This window comes from Mycobacterium sp. 663a-19, from assembly GCF_035616495.1.
Lineage (GTDB): Bacteria > Actinomycetota > Actinomycetes > Mycobacteriales > Mycobacteriaceae > Mycobacterium.
In genome coordinates this window covers 90,529-109,776 of sequence record NZ_JAPJAV010000011.1, presented here as the reverse complement: position 1 = coordinate 109,776, position 19,248 = coordinate 90,529, and the positions used below count along the sequence as shown (strand labels likewise).

Sequence of the window (19,248 nt, the reverse complement as noted above, 5' to 3'; positions counted from 1 at the left end):
CCGTTTATCCCAGCAGCGTTCGCACCACCCCGTCGGCCAGCAGCCGCCCGCGCGACGTGAGCACCAGCCGGTCGCCGTCGGGCACCAGCAACCCGTCGGCGACCACGGCCTGGGCACGTTCGCGCTCGGCAGCCCCCAGCCGGCTTAACGGAAGCCCTTGGCGCAGACGGGTTTTCAACAGTAGTTCCTCGGTGTGCAAGGCGTCCGGGCCGAGCTCCTCGAAGTCTGCGACAGGCAGGGCGCCAGCGGCCAGCATTTCCGCATAAGCGTTGGGGTGCTTGACATTCCACCATCGTGTCGTGCCCACGTATCCGTGCGCCCCGGGGCCTGCCCCCCACCATTGACCACCGTCCCAGTAGCCGAGGTTATGCCGGCACTCAGCGCCCGGTCGCGACCAGTTGGACACCTCATACCAGGTCATCCCGGCCGCGGACAGCCGGGCATCGACCAGCTCGTAGCGATGCGCCAGCACGTCGTCGTCGGGCGCATCCAGCTCCCCCCGCCGGACGCGCCGGGCCAGCGCGGTGCCCTCCTCGACGAGCAGGGCATAGGGCGACACGTGATCTACGCCCGCCTCGACCGCCGCGTCGACGGACCGCATCAGGTCGTCATCGCTTTCCCCGGGGGTTCCATAGATCAAATCGAGGTTGACATGTTCGAAGCCCGCGGCCATCGCCTCGCCGGCCGCGGCGCACGCCCGCCCGGGCGAGTGCACACGATCCAGGGTCGCCAATACCCGTGGGGCCACGGACTGCATGCCGAGCGACACCCGCGTGTATCCGGCCGCGCGGATGGCATCGAAAAATTCTGGCCACGTCGACTCGGGATTGGCCTCGGTGGTCACCTCCGCATCCGGGGCCAGCGCAAACTGCTCGCGCACCATGCCCAGCAGTGTCGCCAGGCGTTCACCACCGAGCAGTGACGGTGTCCCGCCCCCCACGAACACCGTGTTCAGCGTCGGTGCGTCCAACCGTTTGGCCGCGAGTTCGAACTCCGTTCGCAGAGCCGCCAGCCAGGCATCCGGGTTGACGCCGCCCAACTCCGCCGGCGTGTAGGTGTTGAAGTCGCAGTAACCGCACCGGGTGATGCAGAACGGGACATGCACATACAGGCCAAACGGCCGTCCACGAGTCGGCTGCACGTCGGGCAGGTCGACCGGTGCGTCGCGAAGGGCCATGCCAAATCCTCCCATGCCGGGCAGGTTGAACCGCGTGCTCGAGAATTCTCGTCGAGATCGACCCTAGGGCGAAGAAGTCCGAGAGTGGACCGCACGCCGGCGGCGATGGTCGGCGTGCAAGGAGGCCGGCGCTCTCAGCGGATTCTCGGCTTTGTCAACCCAATCACCCAGGATTGATCGCTAGTTTTAATCACTGTGAAAAGAAATTTGACCTGGTGGCGACGCCCGCCGGGATTCATGGCAGAATGGGCGCCGTGACCGTCGCCAACCCCACCCTGCGTATCGCCTTAGTGGCGCGGCGGCACATCGACCTCAAGCGCGTCTGCAGCTGTTGCTGTCTGCCTTGACGTCGTAGACCCAGCCCCCTGTACTTCCAGCCGGCCCCGGATCTGCGCAGCCCGGAGATACCGGTTGTTTTGCGCGCCCATGGCTGGCACCGTCCGCGAAGGAGAACCCCCCGGATGACCACGGCACGTCCCGCTGGATCCGCAAACAAGGCCCCCCGCAGCGAGGGCCAGTGGGCGCTGGGCGATCGCGAGCCGCTCAACCCCAACGAAGAGATGAAACAGGCCGGTGCCCCGCTCGAGGTTCGGGAGCGCATCGAAAACATTTACGCCAAGGGCGGATTCGACAGCATCGACAAGAGCGATCTGCGCGGCCGTTTCCGCTGGTGGGGCCTGTACACCCAGCGCGAGCAGGGTTACGACGGCACGTTCACCGGCGACGAGAACGCCGACCTGCTCGAGGCCGAGTACTTCATGATGCGGGTGCGCTGTGACGGCGGCGCGCTGTCGACGGCCGCGCTGCGCACGGTGGGTCAAATCTCAACCGAGTTCGGCCGCGACACCGCCGACATCTCCGACCGGCAGAACCTGCAGATCCACTGGGTCGAGGTGGAGAACGTCCCGGAAATCTGGCGCCGGCTCGACGAGGTCGGGCTGCAGACCGCCGAGGCGTGCGGCGACTGCCCGCGCGTGATCCTGGGCTCACCGCTGGCGGGCGAGTCGCTCGACGAGGTGATCGATCCCACCTGGGCGATCGAGGAGATCGTGCGCCGCTACATCGGCAAGCCCGACTTCGCCGACCTGCCGCGCAAGTACAAGACCGCCATCTCCGGCCTGCAGGACGTCGCGCACGAGATCAACGACATCGCGTTCATCGGCGTCAACCATCCCGAGCACGGCCCGGGCCTGGACCTGTGGGTCGGCGGCGGCCTGTCCACCAACCCGATGCTGGCTCAGCGCGTCGGCGCCTGGATTCCGCTGGACGAGGTGCCCGAGGTGTGGGTCGCGGTGACGTCGATCTTCCGCGACTACGGCTACCGGCGGCTGCGGTCGAAGGCGCGGCTGAAGTTCTTGATCAAGGACTGGGGCATCGAGAAGTTCAGGGAGGTCCTCGAGACCGAGTACCTCAAGCGCCGGCTGATCGACGGCCCGGCCCCCGAGCCCGTCGCGCACCCGATCGACCACGTCGGGGTGCAGCGGCTCAAGAACGGGCTCAACGCCGTCGGGTTCGCCCCGATCGCCGGCCGGGTCAGCGGCACCATCCTGTCGACGGTGGCCGACCTGGCCGAGCAAGCCGGCTCCAACCGGGTCCGGTTCACCCCCTACCAGAAGCTGGTGGTCCTCGACGTGCCCGACGACAAGCTCGACGACCTGATCGCGGGCGTGGAGGCGCTGGGCCTGCAGTCGAAGCCGTCGCACTGGCGGCGAAACCTGATGGCCTGCACGGGAATCGAATTCTGCAAGTTGTCGTTCGCCGAAACGCGCGGCAAGGCACAGGGTCTGGTGCCCGAGCTGGAGCGCCGGCTGGAGGACATCAACGCTCAGCTGGACGTGCCGATCACCGTCAACATCAACGGCTGCCCCAACTCGTGTGCGCGAATTCAGGTCGCCGACATCGGGCTCAAGGGCCAGATGGTCGACGATGGCCACGGCGGCTCGGTCGAGGGCTTCCAGGTCCACCTGGGCGGCAGCCTAGGCCTGGACAGCGGATTCGGCCGAAAACTGCGTCAGCACAAGGTCACCAGCGACGAGGTGGGCGACTACATCGATCGGGTGGTGCGCAACTTCGTCAAACACCGCAACGAGGGTGAACGCTTCGCGCAGTGGGCGATTCGCGCCGAGGAGGCCGACCTGCGATGAGCGACCAAACACGGACCGAAGCCCAATTGCGTGAGCTCGCGGCGCGCGGCGCCGCGGAACTCGAAGGCGCCAGCGCGACGGACCTTTTGCGATGGACCGACGAGAACTTCGGCGGTGTCAACGGACCCCGCGGCTGGGCGACGTGCAACTACGTGGTGGCCTCCAATATGCAGGACGCGGTGCTGGTCGACCTGGCCGCAAAGGTCCGGCCCGGCGTGCCGGTGCTGTTCCTGGACACCGGCTATCACTTCGTCGAAACCATCGGCACCCGGGACGCGATCGAATCCGTCTACGACATAAGGGTTCTCAACGTCACGCCGGAACACTCGGTGGCCGAGCAGGATCGACTGCTGGGCAAGGACCTGTTCGCCCGCGACCCGAGCGAGTGCTGCCGGCTGCGCAAGGTCGCCCCGCTGGGCAAAGCGCTGCGCGGTTACTCCGCCTGGGTGACCGGACTACGCCGGGTCGAGGCACCCACGCGTGCCAACGCGCCGCTGGTCAGCTTCGACGAGGCGTTCAAGCTGGTGAAGGTCAACCCGCTGGCGGCGTGGACCGATCAGGACATGCAGAACTACATCGACGAGCACGACGTGTTGGTCAATCCGCTTGTCTACGAGGGCTATCCGTCGATCGGCTGCGCCCCCTGCACCGCCAAGCCCATCGACGGCGCCGACCCGCGCAGCGGGCGCTGGCAGGGGCTGGCCAAGACGGAATGCGGGTTGCACGCCTCGTGACTCCCCTGGTGCTGACCGCGCACGGAAGCAGGGATCCACGATCGGCGGCCAACGCGCGGGCCGTCGCGGACCTTCTCGCGCGCATGCGGCCCGGCCTCGACGTGCGGCTGGCCTTCTGCGAGCTCAACGCCCCCTGCCTGGGCGATGTGCTGACGGACCTGTCCGGCCCGGCCGTCGTGACCCCGCTGCTGTTGGCCGACGCGTACCACGCCCGCATCGACATCCCCCGCCAAATCGCGGGTTTCGCGGGCGTGCGGCAGGCGCCCGTGCTCGGCGAGGACGAGCGGCTGGTGGCGGTGCTGCGGCACCGGGTGGCGGAGTTGGGGGTTTCCCGGTTCGACGACCGGCTCGGTGTGGCGGTGGTGGCGATCGGCTCATCGGACCGCGACGCCAACACCCGCACCGCCGAGGTCGCGCGGAAGCTCGCGGCCGGCACCCGCTGGGCCGGCACGACGACCGCGTTCGTGACCCGCCCGGACGTCTCGCCGGCCGACGCGGTTCGCGAGTTGCGGCGCCGGGGCGCGCGTCGGGTGGTTTTCGCGCCGTGGTTTCTGGCGCCGGGGCTGCTGCCCGACCGGCTGCGCGCCTACGCGGCCGACGCCGGCGTCGCGATGGCGCAGCCGCTGGGCGCGCACCGGCTGGTGGCGGCGACCGTGCTGGATCGCTACGAGCAGGCCCGCAAGGCCGCCGCCGACCGGATTGCGGCCTGAACACCGTTCAGTACACTTCGGGTGTTGAAAACGCCCTGGGCAATTGGAGCTGCGCTGGCTGCGCTGGTGCTGTTCCTGGCTGGGTGTAGCGGCGCCAACCACGTGGCCGCGCCGAACGCGGCGGCTCAGTGCGAGATCGTGCCCAACGGCACGCCGGGCCCGGGGACGCCGCGGGCGCCGTCGTCGCGGGTCACCGCGACCAATCCCGAGGTCGCGACCGGGTACCGCCGCGACATGACCGTCGTGCAGACCACCCATTACGCGGTGGCCACGGCCAATCCCCTGGCGACGCAGGCGGCCTGCCGGGTGCTGCGCGACAGGGGCACCGCCGCCGACGCCTTGGTGGTCGCCCAGGCGGTGCTGGGTCTGGTCGAACCGCAGTCGTCGGGGCTCGGCGGCGGTGGCTTCGTGCTGTATTACGACGCGGGCACGGGCTCGGTGCAGGCCTACGACGGCCGCGAGGTCGCCCCCGCGGCGGCGACCGAGAACTACCTGCGCTGGGTCGGCGACGCCGACCACGCCGCGCCCAGGCCCGACGCGCGGGCCTCGGGGCGGTCGATCGGGGTGCCGGGCGTCCTGCGAATGCTCGAGCTCGTGCACAACGACCACGGGCACACGGCGTGGCGCGACCTGTTCAACTCCGCAATGGCGTTGGCCGACGGCGGTTTCGACGTCAGCCCGCGGTTGGCGGCCGCCATCGCCGACTCGGCGGCGCAACTGCGGGTCGACCCGCAGGCCCGCGAGTATTTCCTCAATCCCGACGGCGGCCCGAGGCCCGCGGGAACGCGGTTGACCAATCCCGCGTATGCGAAGACCTTGTTCGCGATCGCCTCGTCGGGCAGCAATGCGTTCTATACCGGTGCCATCGCGCACGACATCGTCACGGAGGCAACCGCTTCCACGGACGGTCGCACGCCGAGCCTGATGACGGACAAGGATCTGGCGGGCTACGTGGCCAAGAAGCGCGAACCGCTGTGCATGACGTATCGAGGCCGACAGGTCTGCGGCATGCCTTCGTCGGGTGGCGTCGCGGTGGCCGCCACGCTGGGGATCCTGCAGCATCTCCCGGTGAGCGACTACCCGCCCGACCGTGTCGATCTCAACGGCGGGCGCCCGAGCGTGATGGGGGTTCATCTGGTCTCCGAGGCCGAGCGGCTGGCCTACGCCGACCGCGACCAATACGTCGCCGACGCCGATTTCGTTGCGCCGCCAGGCGGTTCGCTCAACACGCTGATCGACCCGGGCTACCTGGCCGGGCGCGCCGCGTTGATCTCGCTGCAGCGCAGCATGGGAACCGCCAGGCCGGGCGACTTCGGCGCGCCCGCCGATCTCGTGCCGCCCGGCAGGGAGCACGGCACCAGCCACGTCAGCGTCATCGACTCCTACGGCAACGCGGCCGCGTTCACCACGACCGTCGAGTCGCCGTTCGGCTCCTTCCACATGGTCGACGGGTTCGTTCTCAACAACGAGCTCACCGATTTCGCCGTCGAGCCGCGCACGCCCGACGGGTCGCCGGTGGCCAACCGGGTCCAGCCCGGGAAACGGCCGCGCAGCTCGATGGCGCCGACGCTGGTGTTCGACTCCGCGCCGGCCGGGCGGGGACCGCTGTACGCGGTGACGGGCTCGCCCGGCGGCTCCACGATCATCCAGTACGTCGTGAAAACGCTTGTGGCGATGCTGGATTGGGGGCTGAACCCGCAACAGGCCGTGTCCCTGGTCGACTTCGGCGCCGAGAACTCGCCGCGGACCAACGTCGGGGGCGAGGATCCCGAGATCAACGCGTCCGACGACGGCGACCACGACCCGCTGGTGCAGGGTCTGCGCGCGCTGGGACACCAGGTCAACCTGGCCGACCAGTCCAGCGGGCTGTCGGCGATCACCCGCGCCTCGTCGAAGTGGGCCGGCGGCGCCGACCCGCGCCGCGACGGTTCGGTGATGGGCGACAACGGATAACGGCCACTTACCGGGCCGGGCTACGCCGTCGTCAGCGTGGTCCGTTCCTCGTCGGCGCCGCCGCTGCCGACGATGGGCGGCACCCGGGTGGCGCGCACGTATACGGTGTCGCCCTCGCGCAACGCCAGCGCCTCGGCGTCGCCCCGGGTGATCTGGGCGGTGAACGCGCCGCCGGTGGCCGCGCTGGTCAGCTCGACGCGCACCTCGAAACCCAGTGCCACCACCCGGTCGACGACGGCGCGCACCACCCCGATGGAGTCGGCGGTGCCGTCGCCGCCGGCGATCGCCATGTCGGGCCGACGCCCCACGCGGATGTCGTGCGGTCGGACCAGGGCGCCGTTCAGCGCGGAAACCGCGCCCAAAAAGGACATCACGAACGCGTTCGCCGGGGAGTCGTAAACCTCGGTGGGCGATCCGACCTGCTCGATGCGGCCCTTGTTGAGCACGGCGATCTGGTCGGCCACGTCCAGCGCCTCGTGCTGGTCGTGGGTGACCAGCACGGTCGTGACGTGCACCTCGTCGTGCAGGCGCCGCAACCAGGCCCGCAGGTCCTCGCGGACCTTGGCGTCCAGCGCGCCGAACGGCTCGTCGAGCAGCAGCACCTGCGGGTCGACCGCCAGCGCCCGGGCCAGCGCCATCCGCTGCCGCTGGCCGCCGGACAGCTGGTTGGGATAGCGGGTCTGAAACCCGCTCAGCCCAACCACTTCCAGCAGATTGTCGACCTTCTTCTTGACCTCGGCCTTGGGCCGCTTGCGGATCCTGAGCCCGTAGGCCACGTTGTCGCGGACGGTCATGTGCTTGAACGCCGCGTAGTGCTGGAACACGAACCCGATGCCGCGCCGCTGCGGCGGCACCCGGGTCACGTCGCGGCCGTTGATGGTGACGGTTCCGGTGTCGGGCTGGTCGAGGCCGGCGATGGTGCGCAGCAGGGTCGACTTACCCGACCCGCTGGGGCCCAGCAACGCCGTCAGCGAACCGGCGGGCACGACGAAGTCCACGTGGTCGAGCGCGACGAAGTCGCCGTAGCGCTTGTTGGCGTCGCGCACGACGATCGCCTTTTCGCGCCGGTCCGTCTCGGCGGTGGTCATTTCACGTCCCCCTCGTTTACGCCGTTCTGGTTGCCCGGGCCCGGCGGGCGTCGACAACCACCTGGAAGATCAGCACCAGCACGGAAACGGCCATCAGCAGCGTCGACAACGCGTACGCGCCGTACTCGGCCCCACGGTTGTAGCGGTCGGAGACCAGCAGCGTCAGCGTCTGCGACTTCCCCGGCAGGTTGGAGGACACGATGAGGACCGCGCCGTATTCGCCGAGGGTACGCGCGACCGTCAGCACGATGCCGTAGGTCAGGCCCCACCGGATGGAAGGCAGCGTGATCCGCCAAAACGTCTGCCACCAACCAGAACCCAGCGTGGCCGCCGCTTCCTCCTGATCGGTCCCCAACTCGTGCAACACCGGTTCGACCTCGCGCACCACGAAGGGCAGGGTGACGAAGACGCTGGCGAGCACGATGCCGGGCAGGCCGAAGATGATCTTGAACCCGAGGTCTCTTTCGACGAAGCCCAGCGCGCCGGCCGATCCCCACAGCAGGACCAGCGCCACACCCACGATCACCGGCGACACCGCGAACGGCAGGTCGATGATCGCCTGCAGCACACCCTTGCCGCGAAAACGGTTGCGCGCGAGCACCAATGCCGTCGGGATGCCGAAGACGACGTTCAGCGGCACCACGATGGCCACCACCAGCAGCGACAGGTTGAGCGCCGATACCGCCGCCGGGGTGCTGATCCAGTCGAAGAACTGGCCCAGCCCCGGCCGGAAGGTGCGCCACAGGATCACCGCCACCGGGACGACGAGCAGCACGAAGATGTACGCCAACGCGACATAGCGGATGAGGTAGCGAACCCGCGCGGACGATCTCATGCGGCCAGCTCCTGCCGTTTGGCCGCGCGCGCCCCGACGATGCGCAACACAAGAAGCACGACGAACGAGATCGCAAGCAGCACAATGGATATCGCCGCCGCGCCGGTGCGGTCGTCGTTCTCGATCAGCGTGCGGATCCACTGCGACGACACTTCGGTCTTGCCCGGCACCGCCCCGCCGATCAGCACCACCGAACCGAACTCGCCGATCGCGCGCGAGAACGCCAGCCCCGCACCGGATAACAACGCCGGGGTCAGCGACGGCAGCACCACCGAGGTGAACACCTTCGGCCCGGAGGCGCCCAGCGACGCCGCCGCCTCCTCGGTCTCGTGGTCGATTTCCAGCAGCACCGGCTGGACCGCGCGCACCACGAACGGCAGTGTGACGAACGCGAGCGCCACCGCCACACCCCACGCGGTGTGCTGCAGATGCAGACCCACCGGGCTGTTGTTCCCGTACAGGGCCAGCATCACCAGGCTGGCGACGATCGTCGGCAACGCGAACGGCAGGTCGATGATCGCGTCGACGAGCCGCTTGCCGACGAAGTCGTCGCGCACCAGCACCCAGGCGATCAGCAGGCCGAAGACCACGTTGACGACGGTGACCCCGGCCGAGATCGTCAGCGTCACCCGGAACGACTCCAGCGCGGCGTTCGACGTGACCGCCAGCCAGAAGGCCCGCCAGCCGCCGCCGGCGGCCTGCCACGCGATGGCGGCCAGCGGCAGCAGCACGATCACCGACAGCCACACGATCGCCACACCCACCCGCAGCGACGTGCCGCCCGACGGCCGCCCGCCCGACGCCGGTCGGCCCTGCGGCTCCGGCCGGGTCACCTCCGACGTGATCGCCGCCGTCATCCGGTGGCCTGCGTGTAGATCTTGGTGATGCTGCCGCCGTTCTTGTCGAACAGCTGCGGATCGGCGGTGGCCCAGCCGCCGAGCTCGGCGATCGTCCACAGCTTCGCCGGCACCGGATACCGGTCGCGGAAATCGGCGGCGACCGCGGGGTCGACCGGCCGGAAACCGGCCTGTGCCCACAACTTCTGCGCCTCGGCGGTGTACTGGAAGTTCTTGAAGGCCCGCGCGGCGTCCAGGTGCGGGCTGGTGGTCACCACCGCCAGCGGATTCTCGATCTTGAACGTTTGCGGCGGGGTGACGTGTTGCACCGGCTTGCCCTGCCGCTCGGTGGCGATGGCCTCGTTCTCGTAGCTGATCAACACGTCACCGCTGCCCTGGACGAAAACGTCGGTGGCCTCGCGTCCCGACCCGGGGCGCAGCTTGATGTGCTCGCTCACCAGCTTCCGCACGAAATCGATGCCGGCATCGGGGTTCTGGCCGCCGCTGCTCTTCACCGCGTACGGGGCGAGCAGATTCCATTTGGCCGAGCCCGAACTCAGCGGGCTCGGCGTGATGACTTCCACGCCGGGCCGCACCAGGTCGTCCCAGTCCCTGATGTTCTTGGGATTGCCCGCGCGCACCACCAACGTCACCACCGAACCGAACGGGATGCCCTTGGTGGCGTCGGTGTTCCAGTCCTTGGCAACCTTGCCGGCCTTGACCAAACGGCTGATGTCCGGTTCGACCGAGAAGTTCACCACATCGGCCGGCTTGCCGTCGACAACCCCGCGCGACTGGTCGCCGGAGGCGCCGTAGGAGGTGATCACCTGGACGCCCTTGCCCTCCTCCGAGGCGTTGAACGCGGGAATCACCTTGCTCCAGCCCGGTTCCGGGGCGGAGTAGGCGACCAGGGTCAGGCTCGCATGCGCGTTGGCCAGGCCGCCGCCGCCGACGACGTCGCTGGCGCCGCCCTGGCAGGCCGCGACGACACCGGCAATCAGCGCGAGCGCGACGACATGCGTGCGGCGCAGCGCGCTTCCGATGTCCATTGGTGGCCTTCCGGTGCGGGACTGGGGATATCGGTCCGTTGTTGCGGAAAGGCGCCGAGAACTTCGGCAGGGGTTAGGAACTCCAGACCAGACCGCGCACGGGTTTGGGAGTCAGCGACAACAGTGCACGAATACATAGCACTCCAAAACACCGGTTGCTACGTGCATGGCGCGAAGCCTAACAGGAATCCGCGGGGGTCACCGGGCGGCGCGTCGGCAACGGTTGGCCTCAGCGGGCCAGCAGCCACGCGACGATCACCAGCACCACGAGCGCGACGAGGACCAGCGTCACGTGGGAGCGCGGCATGCGGTTACCCGGGCGTCCCGTCGGCATGGCGGGCACGCCGCATCAACGCGATGCCCTTGCCGAGCAGGCCGTCCAGCAAAGCCGCGGTGAGGTAGGCGACCACCAGCACCACGGGCATCACCACCATGGCCTGCAGCACAAAGGCCAGCCCGGAAAGCCACAGCTCGTTGCCGTCCCACCAATTCAGGAACGCGTCCATCGGGCTCACCCTATTCGCCCCGGCCCCGGTAAACCAAGGCGCCGGTACACCGATGTGCCAAGATCGGCGGGTGCCTCCCGCGTCCGCCGAACCCGAGGCGACGACCTGTCTGATCGCCGGCGGCGGACCGGCCGGCATGGTGCTTGGCCTGCTGTTGGCCCGCGCCGGCATAAAAGTCACCGTGATGGAAAAGCACGCCGACTTCCTGCGTGACTTCCGCGGGGACACCGTGCACGCGAGCACCCTGCGACTGCTCGACGAGCTCGGGTTGGGGCCGCGGTTCGCCCGGCTTCCGCATCGCCTCATCGACACCGTTCACATGGAGATCCAGAACCAACCGGTGAGCCTCGACCTGACCCGCCTTTCGGGCGAGCATCAGCACATCGCCCTGGTGCCGCAGTGGGACTTCCTGGAGATGGTGGCCACCGCCGCCGAGGCCGAGCCCAGCTTCCGGTTGCTGCGCAACGCCGAGGTGGTCGGGGTGATCCGGGGTTCGGGCGGCCGCGTCGTCGGCGCGAGCTACCGCGACGAGACGGGTAAGACCAGGGAGATGCGCGCCGAGCTGACGGTGGGCTGCGACGGCCGCTCGTCGACCGTGCGCTCGGCGGTCAGGCTCACGCCGCGCCGTTTCGGCGCCCCGATGGACGTGTGGTGGTTCCGGCTGCCTCGCCGGCCCGACGACCCGAGCGGCCTGGCCGGCGTGCTGCGCGCCGGGCACGCGACGATCATGGTCGACCGCGGCGACTACTACCAGATCGCCTACATCATTCCCAAGGGAACCGACGCCCAGATGCGCGCCCAGGGCATCGAGGCGTTGCGGCGCGCGCTGGTCGGCATGGTGCCCTGGCTCGTCGATCGGGTCGACCAGCTCACGTCGTTCGATGACGTGAAACTGCTTGACGTGCAACTGGATCGGCTCCCCCGCTGGTACTCCGACGGCGTGCTGTTGATCGGCGACGCGGCGCACGCGATGTCGCCGGTCGGCGGCGTCGGCATCAACCTGGCGGTGGCCGACGCGGTGGCCGCCGCCCGCATCCTGGCCGACCCGCTGCGCGCGGGACGAGTGTCGGCCAGCCGGCTGGCCCGGGTGCAGAGGCGCCGCTGGTTTCCGACCGTGATGCTGCAGGCGGCGCAGCGGGCGATCCATGCCAACGTGATCGCGGCGACGGTGCGAGGCAGCAATGCCGTGCCACGGGGCGTGCGCGTGGTCAGCAGATCGGCGGTTTTGCGGCGGCTCGTCGGCTACCTGGTGGCGATCGGCCCGCTGCCCGAGCATGCGCCCGGGTACGCCAGGCGCCGCGGGTAGGCCACCGCAACGCGCCACATGGGCCAAATCGTGGACTCCGGCCAGGTCGACGGTCGATGATGTCGAAATGGTGCTGCACGCGCAACCCGCCGACCAACCGGCCGACGCCGGCCCCGAGGAAGCCCTTGAAGCGGCACCGAAAAACAGCCGCGAATCCGCCTTGGCGTCGCCCCTCGACTTCAGCGCGCCCGCACCCAATGCGTCCAGCGGGGTGCTGCGCAACCCGTTTCCGCCGATCGCCGATTACGCGTTCCTGTCCGACTGGGAGACGACCTGCCTGATCTCCCCGGCCGGGTCGGTGGAGTGGATGTGTGTGCCCCGGCCGGATTCCCCGAGCGTGTTCGGCGCGATCCTGGATCGCAGCGCCGGCCATTTCCGGCTGGGCCCTTACGGCGTCTCGGTCCCCTCGGCCCGCCGCTACCTGCCCGGCAGCCTGATCATGGAGACCACCTGGCAGACCCACACCGGCTGGCTGATCGTGCGCGACGCCCTGGTGATGGGACCCTGGCACGACCTCGAGCGTCGCTCACACACGCACCGTCGCACGCCGATGGACTGGGACGCCGAGCACATCCTGCTGCGCACCGTGCGCTGCGTCAGCGGCACCGTCGAGCTGATGATGAGCTGCGAGCCGGCGTTCGACTACCACCGCGACGGCGCGGCCTGGGAGTACTCGTCCAACGCGTACAGCGAGACCGTCGCGCGTGCCGTCCGGCAACCCGACTCCCACCCGACGCTGCGGCTGACCACCAACCTGCGCATCGGCATCGAGGGCCGCGAGGCGCGGGCGCGCACCCGCATGACGGAGGGCGACGACGTCTTCGTCGCGCTGAGCTGGACCAAGCATCCGGCGCCGCAAACCTACGCCGAGGCCGCCGACAAGATGTGGCAGACCACCGAGTGCTGGCGGCAGTGGATCAACATCGGCAACTTCCCCGACCACCCGTGGCGCGCGTATCTGCAGCGCAGCGCGCTGACGCTGAAGGGGCTGACCTATTCCCCCACCGGCGCGCTGCTGGCCGCGAGCACCACGTCGCTGCCGGAAACACCGCGGGGGCAACGTAATTGGGACTACCGCTACGCGTGGGTTCGTGATTCGACGTTCGCGTTGTGGGGGCTTTACACGCTGGGGCTGGACCGCGAGGCCGACGACTTCTTCGCCTTCATCGCCGACGTGTCCGGCGCCAACAGCAACGAGCGCCATCCGCTGCAGGTGATGTACGGGGTCGGTGGCGAACGCAGCCTGGTCGAAGACGAGCTGCACCATCTCTCCGGCTACGACCAGGCCCGCCCGGTGCGGATCGGCAACGGCGCCTACGACCAGGCCCAGCACGACATCTGGGGCTCGATCCTGGACTCCTTCTATCTGCACGCCAAGTCGCGCGAGCAGGTTCCAGAGACCCTGTGGCCGGTGTTGAAGAAGCAGGTCGAGGAGGCGATCGCGCATTGGCGCGAGCCCGACCGCGGAATCTGGGAGGTGCGCGGCGAGCCGCAGCACTTCACGTCGTCGAAGGTGATGTGCTGGGTGGCGCTGGACCGCGGGTCGAAGCTGGCCGAGCGGCAGGGCGAGAAGAGCTACGCCCAGCAGTGGCGGGCCATCGCCGAGGAGATCAAGGCCGACATTCTCAAGCACGGTGTGGACTCGCGAGGCGTGTTCACCCAGCGCTACGGCAGCGACGCGCTGGACGCCTCGCTGCTGCTGGTGGTGCTGACCCGGTTCCTGCCCCCGGACGATCCGCGGGTGCGCAACACGGTGCTGGCCATCGCCAACGAGCTGACCGAGGAGGGCCTGGTGCTGCGCTACCGGGTCGAGGAGACCGACGACGGGCTGTCCGGCGAGGAGGGCACGTTCACGATCTGCTCGTTCTGGCTGGTGTCGGCGCTGGTCGAGATCGGTGAGGTGGCCCGCGCCAAGCGGCTCTGCGAGCGGCTGCTGTCCTACGCCAGCCCGCTGCACCTCTACGCCGAGGAGATCGAGCCGCGCACCGGCCGGCACCTGGGCAACTTTCCGCAGGCGTTCACCCACCTGGCGTTGATCAACGCGGTGGTGCACGTGATCCGCGCCGAGGAGGAGTCCGACGGCTCCGGGATGTTCCAGCCCGCGAACGCCCCGATGTAGCTTGTGGCGAGCAGACGCAAAAGCACCGATTTCGTGCCGAAATCGGTGCTTTTGCGTCTGCTCGCCGCTACTTCTTACCCACGGCGTCGGTGGACAGCGCGGCCACAAACGCCTCTTGTGGCACCTCGACGCGGCCGATGGTTTTCATCCGCTTCTTGCCTTCCTTCTGCTTTTCCAGAAGTTTGCGTTTGCGGGTGATGTCACCGCCGTAGCACTTCGACAGCACATCCTTGCGGATCGCCCGAATGTTTTCGCGCGCAATGATTTTCGACCCGATCGCCGCCTGCACCGGCACCTCGAACTGCTGGCGCGGGATGAGTTCCTTGAGCTTGGTGGTCATCTTGTTGCCGTAGGCGAACGCCGAATCCTTGTGCACGATCGCGCTGAACGCGTCGACGGCCTCGCCCTGCAGCAGGATGTCGACCTTCACCAGCTGGGCCTCCTGCTCGCCGGCCTCCTCGTAGTCGAGGCTGGCGTAGCCGCGGGTGCGCGACTTCAGCGAGTCGAAGAAGTCGAAGATGATCTCGCCGAGCGGCATGGTGTAACGCAGCTCCACCCGCTCGGGCGACAGGTAGTCCATGCCACCCAGCTCACCACGACGGGATTGGCAGAGCTCCATGATGGTGCCGATGAACTCGCTGGGCGCGATGACGGTGGTCTTGACCACCGGCTCGTACACCGTGCGGATCTTGCCCTGCGGCCAGTCCGACGGGTTGGTCACCCGGATCTCGGTGCCGTCCTCTTTGATCACCCGGTACACGACGTTCGGCGACGTCGAGATCAGGTCCAGGTCGAACTCGCGCTCCAGCCGCTCGCGGGTGATCTCCATGTGCAGCAAACCCAGGAAGCCGCAACGGAATCCAAAGCCCAGCGCCACCGACGTTTCCGGCTCGTAGGTCAGCGCCGCGTCGTTGAGCCGCAGCCGGTCCAGCGCGTCGCGCAGGTCCGGGTAGTCCGAGCCGTCGACGGGATACAGCCCCGAGTAGACCATCGGCCTGGGTTCGCGGTATCCCGTCAGCGCCTCTGTGGCGCCGTGGCGGGCGGTGGTGACGGTGTCGCCGACCTTGGACTGCCTGACGTCCTTCACCCCGGTGATCAGGTAGCCGACCTCGCCCACGCCCAGGCCGTCGCTGGCCTTCGGTTCGGGCGAGACGATGCCGACCTCGAGCAGTTCGTGGGTGGCGCCGGTGGACATCATCAGGATGCGTTCACGCGGGACGATCCTGCCGTCCACCACGCGCACGTATGTCACCACGCCGCGGTAGATGTCGTAAACGGAGTCGAAGATCATCGCGCGGGTCGGGGCGTCGGCGTCGCCCTGCGGGGGCGGCACCTCGCGCACCACATGGTCGAGCAGGTCCGCGACGCCCTCCCCGGTTTTGCCGGACACGCGCAACACGTCGCCGGGTTCGCAGCCGATGATGTGGGCGATCTCGGCGGCGTAGCGATCCGGGTCGGCCGCGGGCAGGTCGATCTTATTGAGCACCGGGATGATGTGCAGGTCGCGGTCCAGCGCCAGGTAGAGGTTGGCCAGCGTCTGCGCCTCGATGCCCTGCGCGGCGTCGACCAGCAGCACCGCGCCCTCGCAGGCCTCCAGCGCGCGGGACACCTCGTAGGTGAAGTCGACGTGACCCGGGGTGTCGATCAGGTGCAGGACGAAGTCTTGGTCCTCGACTTTCCAGGGCAGCCGCACGTTCTGCGCCTTGATGGTGATGCCGCGCTCACGCTCGATGTCCATCCGGTCCAGGTACTGCGCGCGCATCGACCGCTCGTCGACGACGCCGGTGAGCTGAAGCATCCGGTCGGCCAGCGTGGACTTGCCGTGATCGATATGGGCGATGATGCAGAAATTCCGAATCTGCGCCGGCGCGGTGAAGGTCTTGTCGGCGAAACTGCTGATGGGAATCTCCTGGAAGTGGCGGTTTTCGAGCATCCAGCGTATCCGTGTCCGGTGGCCAAGGCCGAATCGCAACATGGCCCTCGCGTCTATGCTGCGAATATGGCACCGGACGGGAAATCGGCCCGGAAATCGCAGTGGAAGACGTTTCAGCGTTTCGCGGAGAACCTGGTGTTCGAGCGGGCCCCGCGGCTGGTCCGGCAGGTGCAGAACTCGCAGACCGTGCTGCGGGAACTCCAGCAGGCCGTGAAGATCACGGCGAACGTCATCGCCGCGGTCGCCCCGCAGCCGCCGACCGAGATCACGGCGGGCCGCCCGGTGACCCGCACCAGCTTTCCCACCGCGCAGCGGGCCCGCAAGCTGGTCTACTCCCCCGACCTCGACGGCCGGGCCGATCCCGGGGAGATCGTGTGGACGTGGGTGGTCTACGAGGACGATCCCACCCGCGGCAAGGACCGGCCGGTCCTGGTCGTCGGCCGCGACCGCAGCGTGCTGCTCGGGCTGATGGTGTCGAGCCAGGAGCGCCACGCCACCGATCGCGACTGGGTCGGAATCGGTTCCGGCGCTTGGGATTACGAGGGCAGGCCGAGCTGGGTCCGACTGGACCGCGTGCTCGACGTGCCCGAGGAGGGCATTCGCCGCGAGGGCGCGATCCTGGATCGGGAGATCTTCGAGGTGGTCGCCGAGCGGTTGCGCGCGGAATACGCCTGGCGCTGATCATTCGCCGAGCGTGCAACCACGGTGAAAAAACGGCGAAATTCTCGCCGTGAGTGCACGTTCGGCGAAGCGAGCTATCAGCCCTGCGTGATGTAGGACTGCAGCTGCTGCTGCTCGGCCTCGAGCTCTTCCATCCGGGTCTTCACCACGTCACCGATGCTGACGATGCCGATCAGCTTCTTCCCCTCCAGCACCGGAACATGACGCACCCGGTTCTTGGTCATCAGCACGCTGAGCGAGTCAACGGTGTCGGACTTGGTGCACGTGGCAATCGTGCCGGTCATGATCTTCGACACCGGGCGGGACAGCACGCTGGCCCCATGGGTGTGCAGCTGGCGCACGACGTCGCGCTCTGACACGATCCCGACGACGCCCTCGTCACCCACCACCACCATGGCGCCGATGTTCTGCTCGGCGAGGCCGGCGAGCAGCTCCTTGACGGTTGCCTCGGGGTTGATCGTCACCACCGCCGCACCCTTGTTCCGCAAGACGTCCGCGATCCGCATCAGGCCTCCCAGGCGGTTGTGAGCTGCTGCACACCAGGCTACGGCTAACTCGCGCGGCGGGAAAGGCGACGCGAGGACCGGCGGCCGAAACCGGTTCGCGAGCGTGCGCAGAATGCCGGGCGACACGGCGTGTCGCCGCGCAGACTCGCACGCTCGCCGACAACCTCGGCGAGGATGGGCCCATGATCGAGGTCACCCTGCTTGGCACCGGAAGCCCCATCCCCGACCCGAACCGCGCCGGGCCGTCGACCCTGGTGCGGGCCGGCGGGCAAGTGTTCCTGGTGGATTGCGGTCGCGGGGTCCTGCAACGTGCCGCCGCGGTCGGCGTGGGCGCCGCCGGGTTGTCGGCGCTGCTGCTCACCCACCTGCACAGCGACCACATCGGCGACCTCGGCGACGTCCTCATCACGCGCTGGGTCAGCACCTTCGCCCCGGACCCGGCGCCGCTGCCGATCATCGGACCCCCGGGCACCAGGGAAACGGTGCTGGCGACGCTGGACGCGTTCCGCCACGACATCGGCTACCGGATCGCCCACCACGCCGACCTGAACGCGCCGCCGGCCGTTGAAGTCCACGAATGCACCGACGGCGCGGTGTGGGACCGCGACGGCGTGTCGATCCGGGTCGCCCCCACCGATCACAGGCCGGTGGCGCCCACCATCGGGTTCCGGATCGAATTCGACGGCGCGTCGGTCGTGCTGGCCGGGGACACGGTGCCGTGCGCGAGCCTGGACGAGTTGGCCAGCGGCGCCGGCGCGCTGGTGCACACCGTGATCCGGAAGGACATTGTGGTCAACATCCCGCAACAGCGGCTCCAGGACATCTGCGATTACCACTCCTCGGTAGAGGAAGCGGCGGCGACGGCGGCCCGCGCGGGGGTGGGCACCCTGGTCATGACGCACTACGTGCCGGCTCTGGTGCCGGGGCAAGAAGAGCAGTGGCGGGCACTGGCCGCCACCGAGTTCGCCGGACAGGTCGAACTCGGCGACGACCTGCACCGGGTCGAGGTCAGCTAAGCGGACGCCCGCAGCCGCCACCCCGCCGCCACCAGCCAGACCAGCGCCGCCACCCGCGCGATCGGCAGGATGACCCCCAGCGCCGGCCACGCCAGCACCAGCGTCGTCGCCCCCGCGAGCGTGGCAATCACCAGGCCGGCCCAGGCCAGCGGTCCGGGCAGTAACCCCAGCGCACGGCCCGGCACGGCCATGCCGGCGACCAACAGGCCCACCGCGACCAGGTGGCCCGGGCTGCCGACGAGAAACACCAGGAAGTAGATCGCCCGAACCAGCGCGGCGTCCGCGCCCACCTCCGGTCGCGACAACGTCCAGCCCAACAACCCGGTCAGACCCAGCGCGCCGGCCGCCAACGTTCCACCCGCCAGCGCGATCGCCGCGGCGGGCGGGGCGGCGCCGAGCCGCCGCAACCGGGCGCCGGCCGTCGCCGCGTAGACGGCCAGCGGCACCGACGAGGCGAACACCGCGATGGCCATCACCTGCAGCGCGACGGGCTCGGCGCGGACGTACGCGACGACCTCCCCCATCGGCCCGTAGGGCAGCGGCATCAGGCCGCCCAGCGCCACCCCGATGGCAAGCCCGCCGAACAGCAGCGCGATGCAGAGCAGCCCGAGGCCCGGCAGGGCCAGCCGACTCGTTGCCGACGAATCGTGCACTC

General features: G+C 69.0%; 17 protein-coding genes and 1 pseudogene. 9 read left to right on the top strand and 9 right to left on the bottom strand.

Annotation, left to right across the window (positions count from 1 at the left end; genetic code table 11):
- Window positions 1-4: 4 nt before the first annotated feature.
- On the bottom strand, window positions 5-1,177 hold the full coding sequence (gene hemW / locus OQ968_RS19425) for a radical SAM family heme chaperone HemW (RefSeq protein ID WP_324680850.1): 1,173 nt from the start codon (window positions 1,175-1,177) through the stop codon (window positions 5-7).
- A gap of 245 nt (window positions 1,178-1,422) precedes the next feature.
- Here hemW and OQ968_RS24925 point away from each other — a divergent pair, with 245 nt between their 5' ends.
- The 5 genes from OQ968_RS24925 (at window position 1,423) to OQ968_RS19405 (ending at window position 6,718) form a co-directional block, all read left to right on the top strand.
- Entirely contained in the window at window positions 1,423-1,524 is a 102-nt protein-coding gene (locus OQ968_RS24925; RefSeq protein WP_420715959.1) for an Ms4527A family Cys-rich leader peptide, read from the top strand.
- 114 nt (window positions 1,525-1,638) lie between these two features.
- A complete protein-coding gene (locus tag OQ968_RS19420; RefSeq protein ID WP_324680848.1) occupies window positions 1,639-3,321 on the top strand; it encodes a nitrite/sulfite reductase in 1,683 nt (560 codons plus the stop codon).
- Window positions 3,318-4,055 carry a phosphoadenylyl-sulfate reductase gene (locus OQ968_RS19415; RefSeq protein ID WP_324680846.1) on the top strand — a complete coding sequence of 246 codons (738 nt, stop codon included), beginning with the start codon at window positions 3,318-3,320 and terminating at the stop codon, window positions 4,053-4,055. The genes OQ968_RS19420 and OQ968_RS19415 overlap by 4 nt, the downstream gene beginning before the upstream one ends.
- Window positions 4,034-4,765: a sirohydrochlorin chelatase gene (locus OQ968_RS19410; protein WP_324680844.1), complete on the top strand. Its 732-nt coding sequence runs from the start codon at window positions 4,034-4,036 to the stop codon at window positions 4,763-4,765. Before OQ968_RS19415 ends, OQ968_RS19410 begins: the two co-directional genes overlap by 22 nt.
- Before the next feature lie 24 nt (window positions 4,766-4,789).
- The gene (locus OQ968_RS19405) at window positions 4,790-6,718 is read left to right on the top strand and encodes a gamma-glutamyltransferase family protein (protein WP_324680842.1); all 1,929 of its coding nucleotides are present in this window, start codon (window positions 4,790-4,792) and stop codon (window positions 6,716-6,718) included.
- A 20-nt stretch (window positions 6,719-6,738) separates the two neighbouring features.
- Here OQ968_RS19405 and OQ968_RS19400 read toward each other — a convergent pair whose 3' ends face one another.
- The 5 genes from OQ968_RS19400 to OQ968_RS19380 all read right to left on the bottom strand — a co-directional run bounded on the left by OQ968_RS19400 (window position 6,739) and on the right by OQ968_RS19380 (window position 11,032).
- The gene (locus OQ968_RS19400) at window positions 6,739-7,806 is read right to left on the bottom strand and encodes a sulfate/molybdate ABC transporter ATP-binding protein (protein ID WP_324680839.1); all 1,068 of its coding nucleotides are present in this window, start codon (window positions 7,804-7,806) and stop codon (window positions 6,739-6,741) included.
- Between the two features lie 16 nt (window positions 7,807-7,822).
- On the bottom strand, window positions 7,823-8,641 hold the full coding sequence (gene cysW / locus OQ968_RS19395; RefSeq protein WP_324680837.1) for a sulfate ABC transporter permease subunit CysW: 819 nt from the start codon (window positions 8,639-8,641) through the stop codon (window positions 7,823-7,825).
- Window positions 8,638-9,498, bottom strand: a complete 861-nt coding sequence (gene cysT, locus OQ968_RS19390) for a sulfate ABC transporter permease subunit CysT (RefSeq protein WP_324680835.1) — start codon at window positions 9,496-9,498, stop codon at window positions 8,638-8,640. Before cysT ends, cysW begins: the two co-directional genes overlap by 4 nt.
- Window positions 9,495-10,526, bottom strand: a complete 1,032-nt coding sequence (locus OQ968_RS19385) for a sulfate ABC transporter substrate-binding protein (RefSeq protein ID WP_324680833.1) — start codon at window positions 10,524-10,526, stop codon at window positions 9,495-9,497. Before OQ968_RS19385 ends, cysT begins: the two co-directional genes overlap by 4 nt.
- A gap of 311 nt (window positions 10,527-10,837) precedes the next feature.
- A complete protein-coding gene (locus OQ968_RS19380) occupies window positions 10,838-11,032 on the bottom strand; it encodes a hypothetical protein (protein ID WP_324680831.1) in 195 nt (64 codons plus the stop codon).
- Between the two features lie 70 nt (window positions 11,033-11,102).
- On the opposite strand from OQ968_RS19380, the gene OQ968_RS19375 reads away from it, so the two are divergent.
- Together OQ968_RS19375 and OQ968_RS19370 are read left to right on the top strand one after the other, a co-directional pair.
- Window positions 11,103-12,338 (top strand): FAD-dependent oxidoreductase, encoded by a 1,236-nt coding sequence (locus OQ968_RS19375; protein WP_324680829.1) that lies wholly within the window; start codon window positions 11,103-11,105, stop codon window positions 12,336-12,338.
- Window positions 12,339-12,405: 67 nt separating this feature from the next.
- Window positions 12,406-14,457 (top strand): glycoside hydrolase family 15 protein, encoded by a 2,052-nt coding sequence (locus OQ968_RS19370; protein ID WP_324680827.1) that lies wholly within the window; start codon window positions 12,406-12,408, stop codon window positions 14,455-14,457.
- Between the two features lie 67 nt (window positions 14,458-14,524).
- Here OQ968_RS19370 and lepA read toward each other — a convergent pair.
- Window positions 14,525-16,463 (bottom strand): annotated as a pseudogene (gene lepA, locus OQ968_RS19365) (translation elongation factor 4).
- Here lepA and OQ968_RS19360 point away from each other — a divergent pair.
- Window positions 16,457-17,071, top strand: coding sequence for a type II toxin-antitoxin system PemK/MazF family toxin (locus tag OQ968_RS19360; RefSeq protein ID WP_324680825.1), 615 nt, complete (start codon window positions 16,457-16,459; stop codon window positions 17,069-17,071). The pseudogene lepA and the gene OQ968_RS19360 sit on opposite strands and share 7 nt — an antisense overlap.
- Before the next feature lie 77 nt (window positions 17,072-17,148).
- Here OQ968_RS19360 and OQ968_RS19355 read toward each other — a convergent pair whose 3' ends face one another.
- Window positions 17,149-17,577, bottom strand: coding sequence for a CBS domain-containing protein (locus OQ968_RS19355; RefSeq protein WP_324680823.1), 429 nt, complete (start codon window positions 17,575-17,577; stop codon window positions 17,149-17,151).
- Between the two features lie 182 nt (window positions 17,578-17,759).
- On the opposite strand from OQ968_RS19355, the gene OQ968_RS19350 reads away from it, so the two are divergent.
- On the top strand, window positions 17,760-18,593 hold the full coding sequence (locus OQ968_RS19350; protein WP_324680821.1) for a ribonuclease Z: 834 nt from the start codon (window positions 17,760-17,762) through the stop codon (window positions 18,591-18,593).
- Here the strand turns inward: OQ968_RS19350 and OQ968_RS19345 are convergent.
- Window positions 18,590-19,246, bottom strand: coding sequence for a hypothetical protein (locus OQ968_RS19345; protein ID WP_324680819.1), 657 nt, complete (start codon window positions 19,244-19,246; stop codon window positions 18,590-18,592). The two genes, OQ968_RS19350 and OQ968_RS19345, sit on opposite strands and share 4 nt — an antisense overlap.
- Window positions 19,247-19,248: the final 2 nt, after the last annotated feature.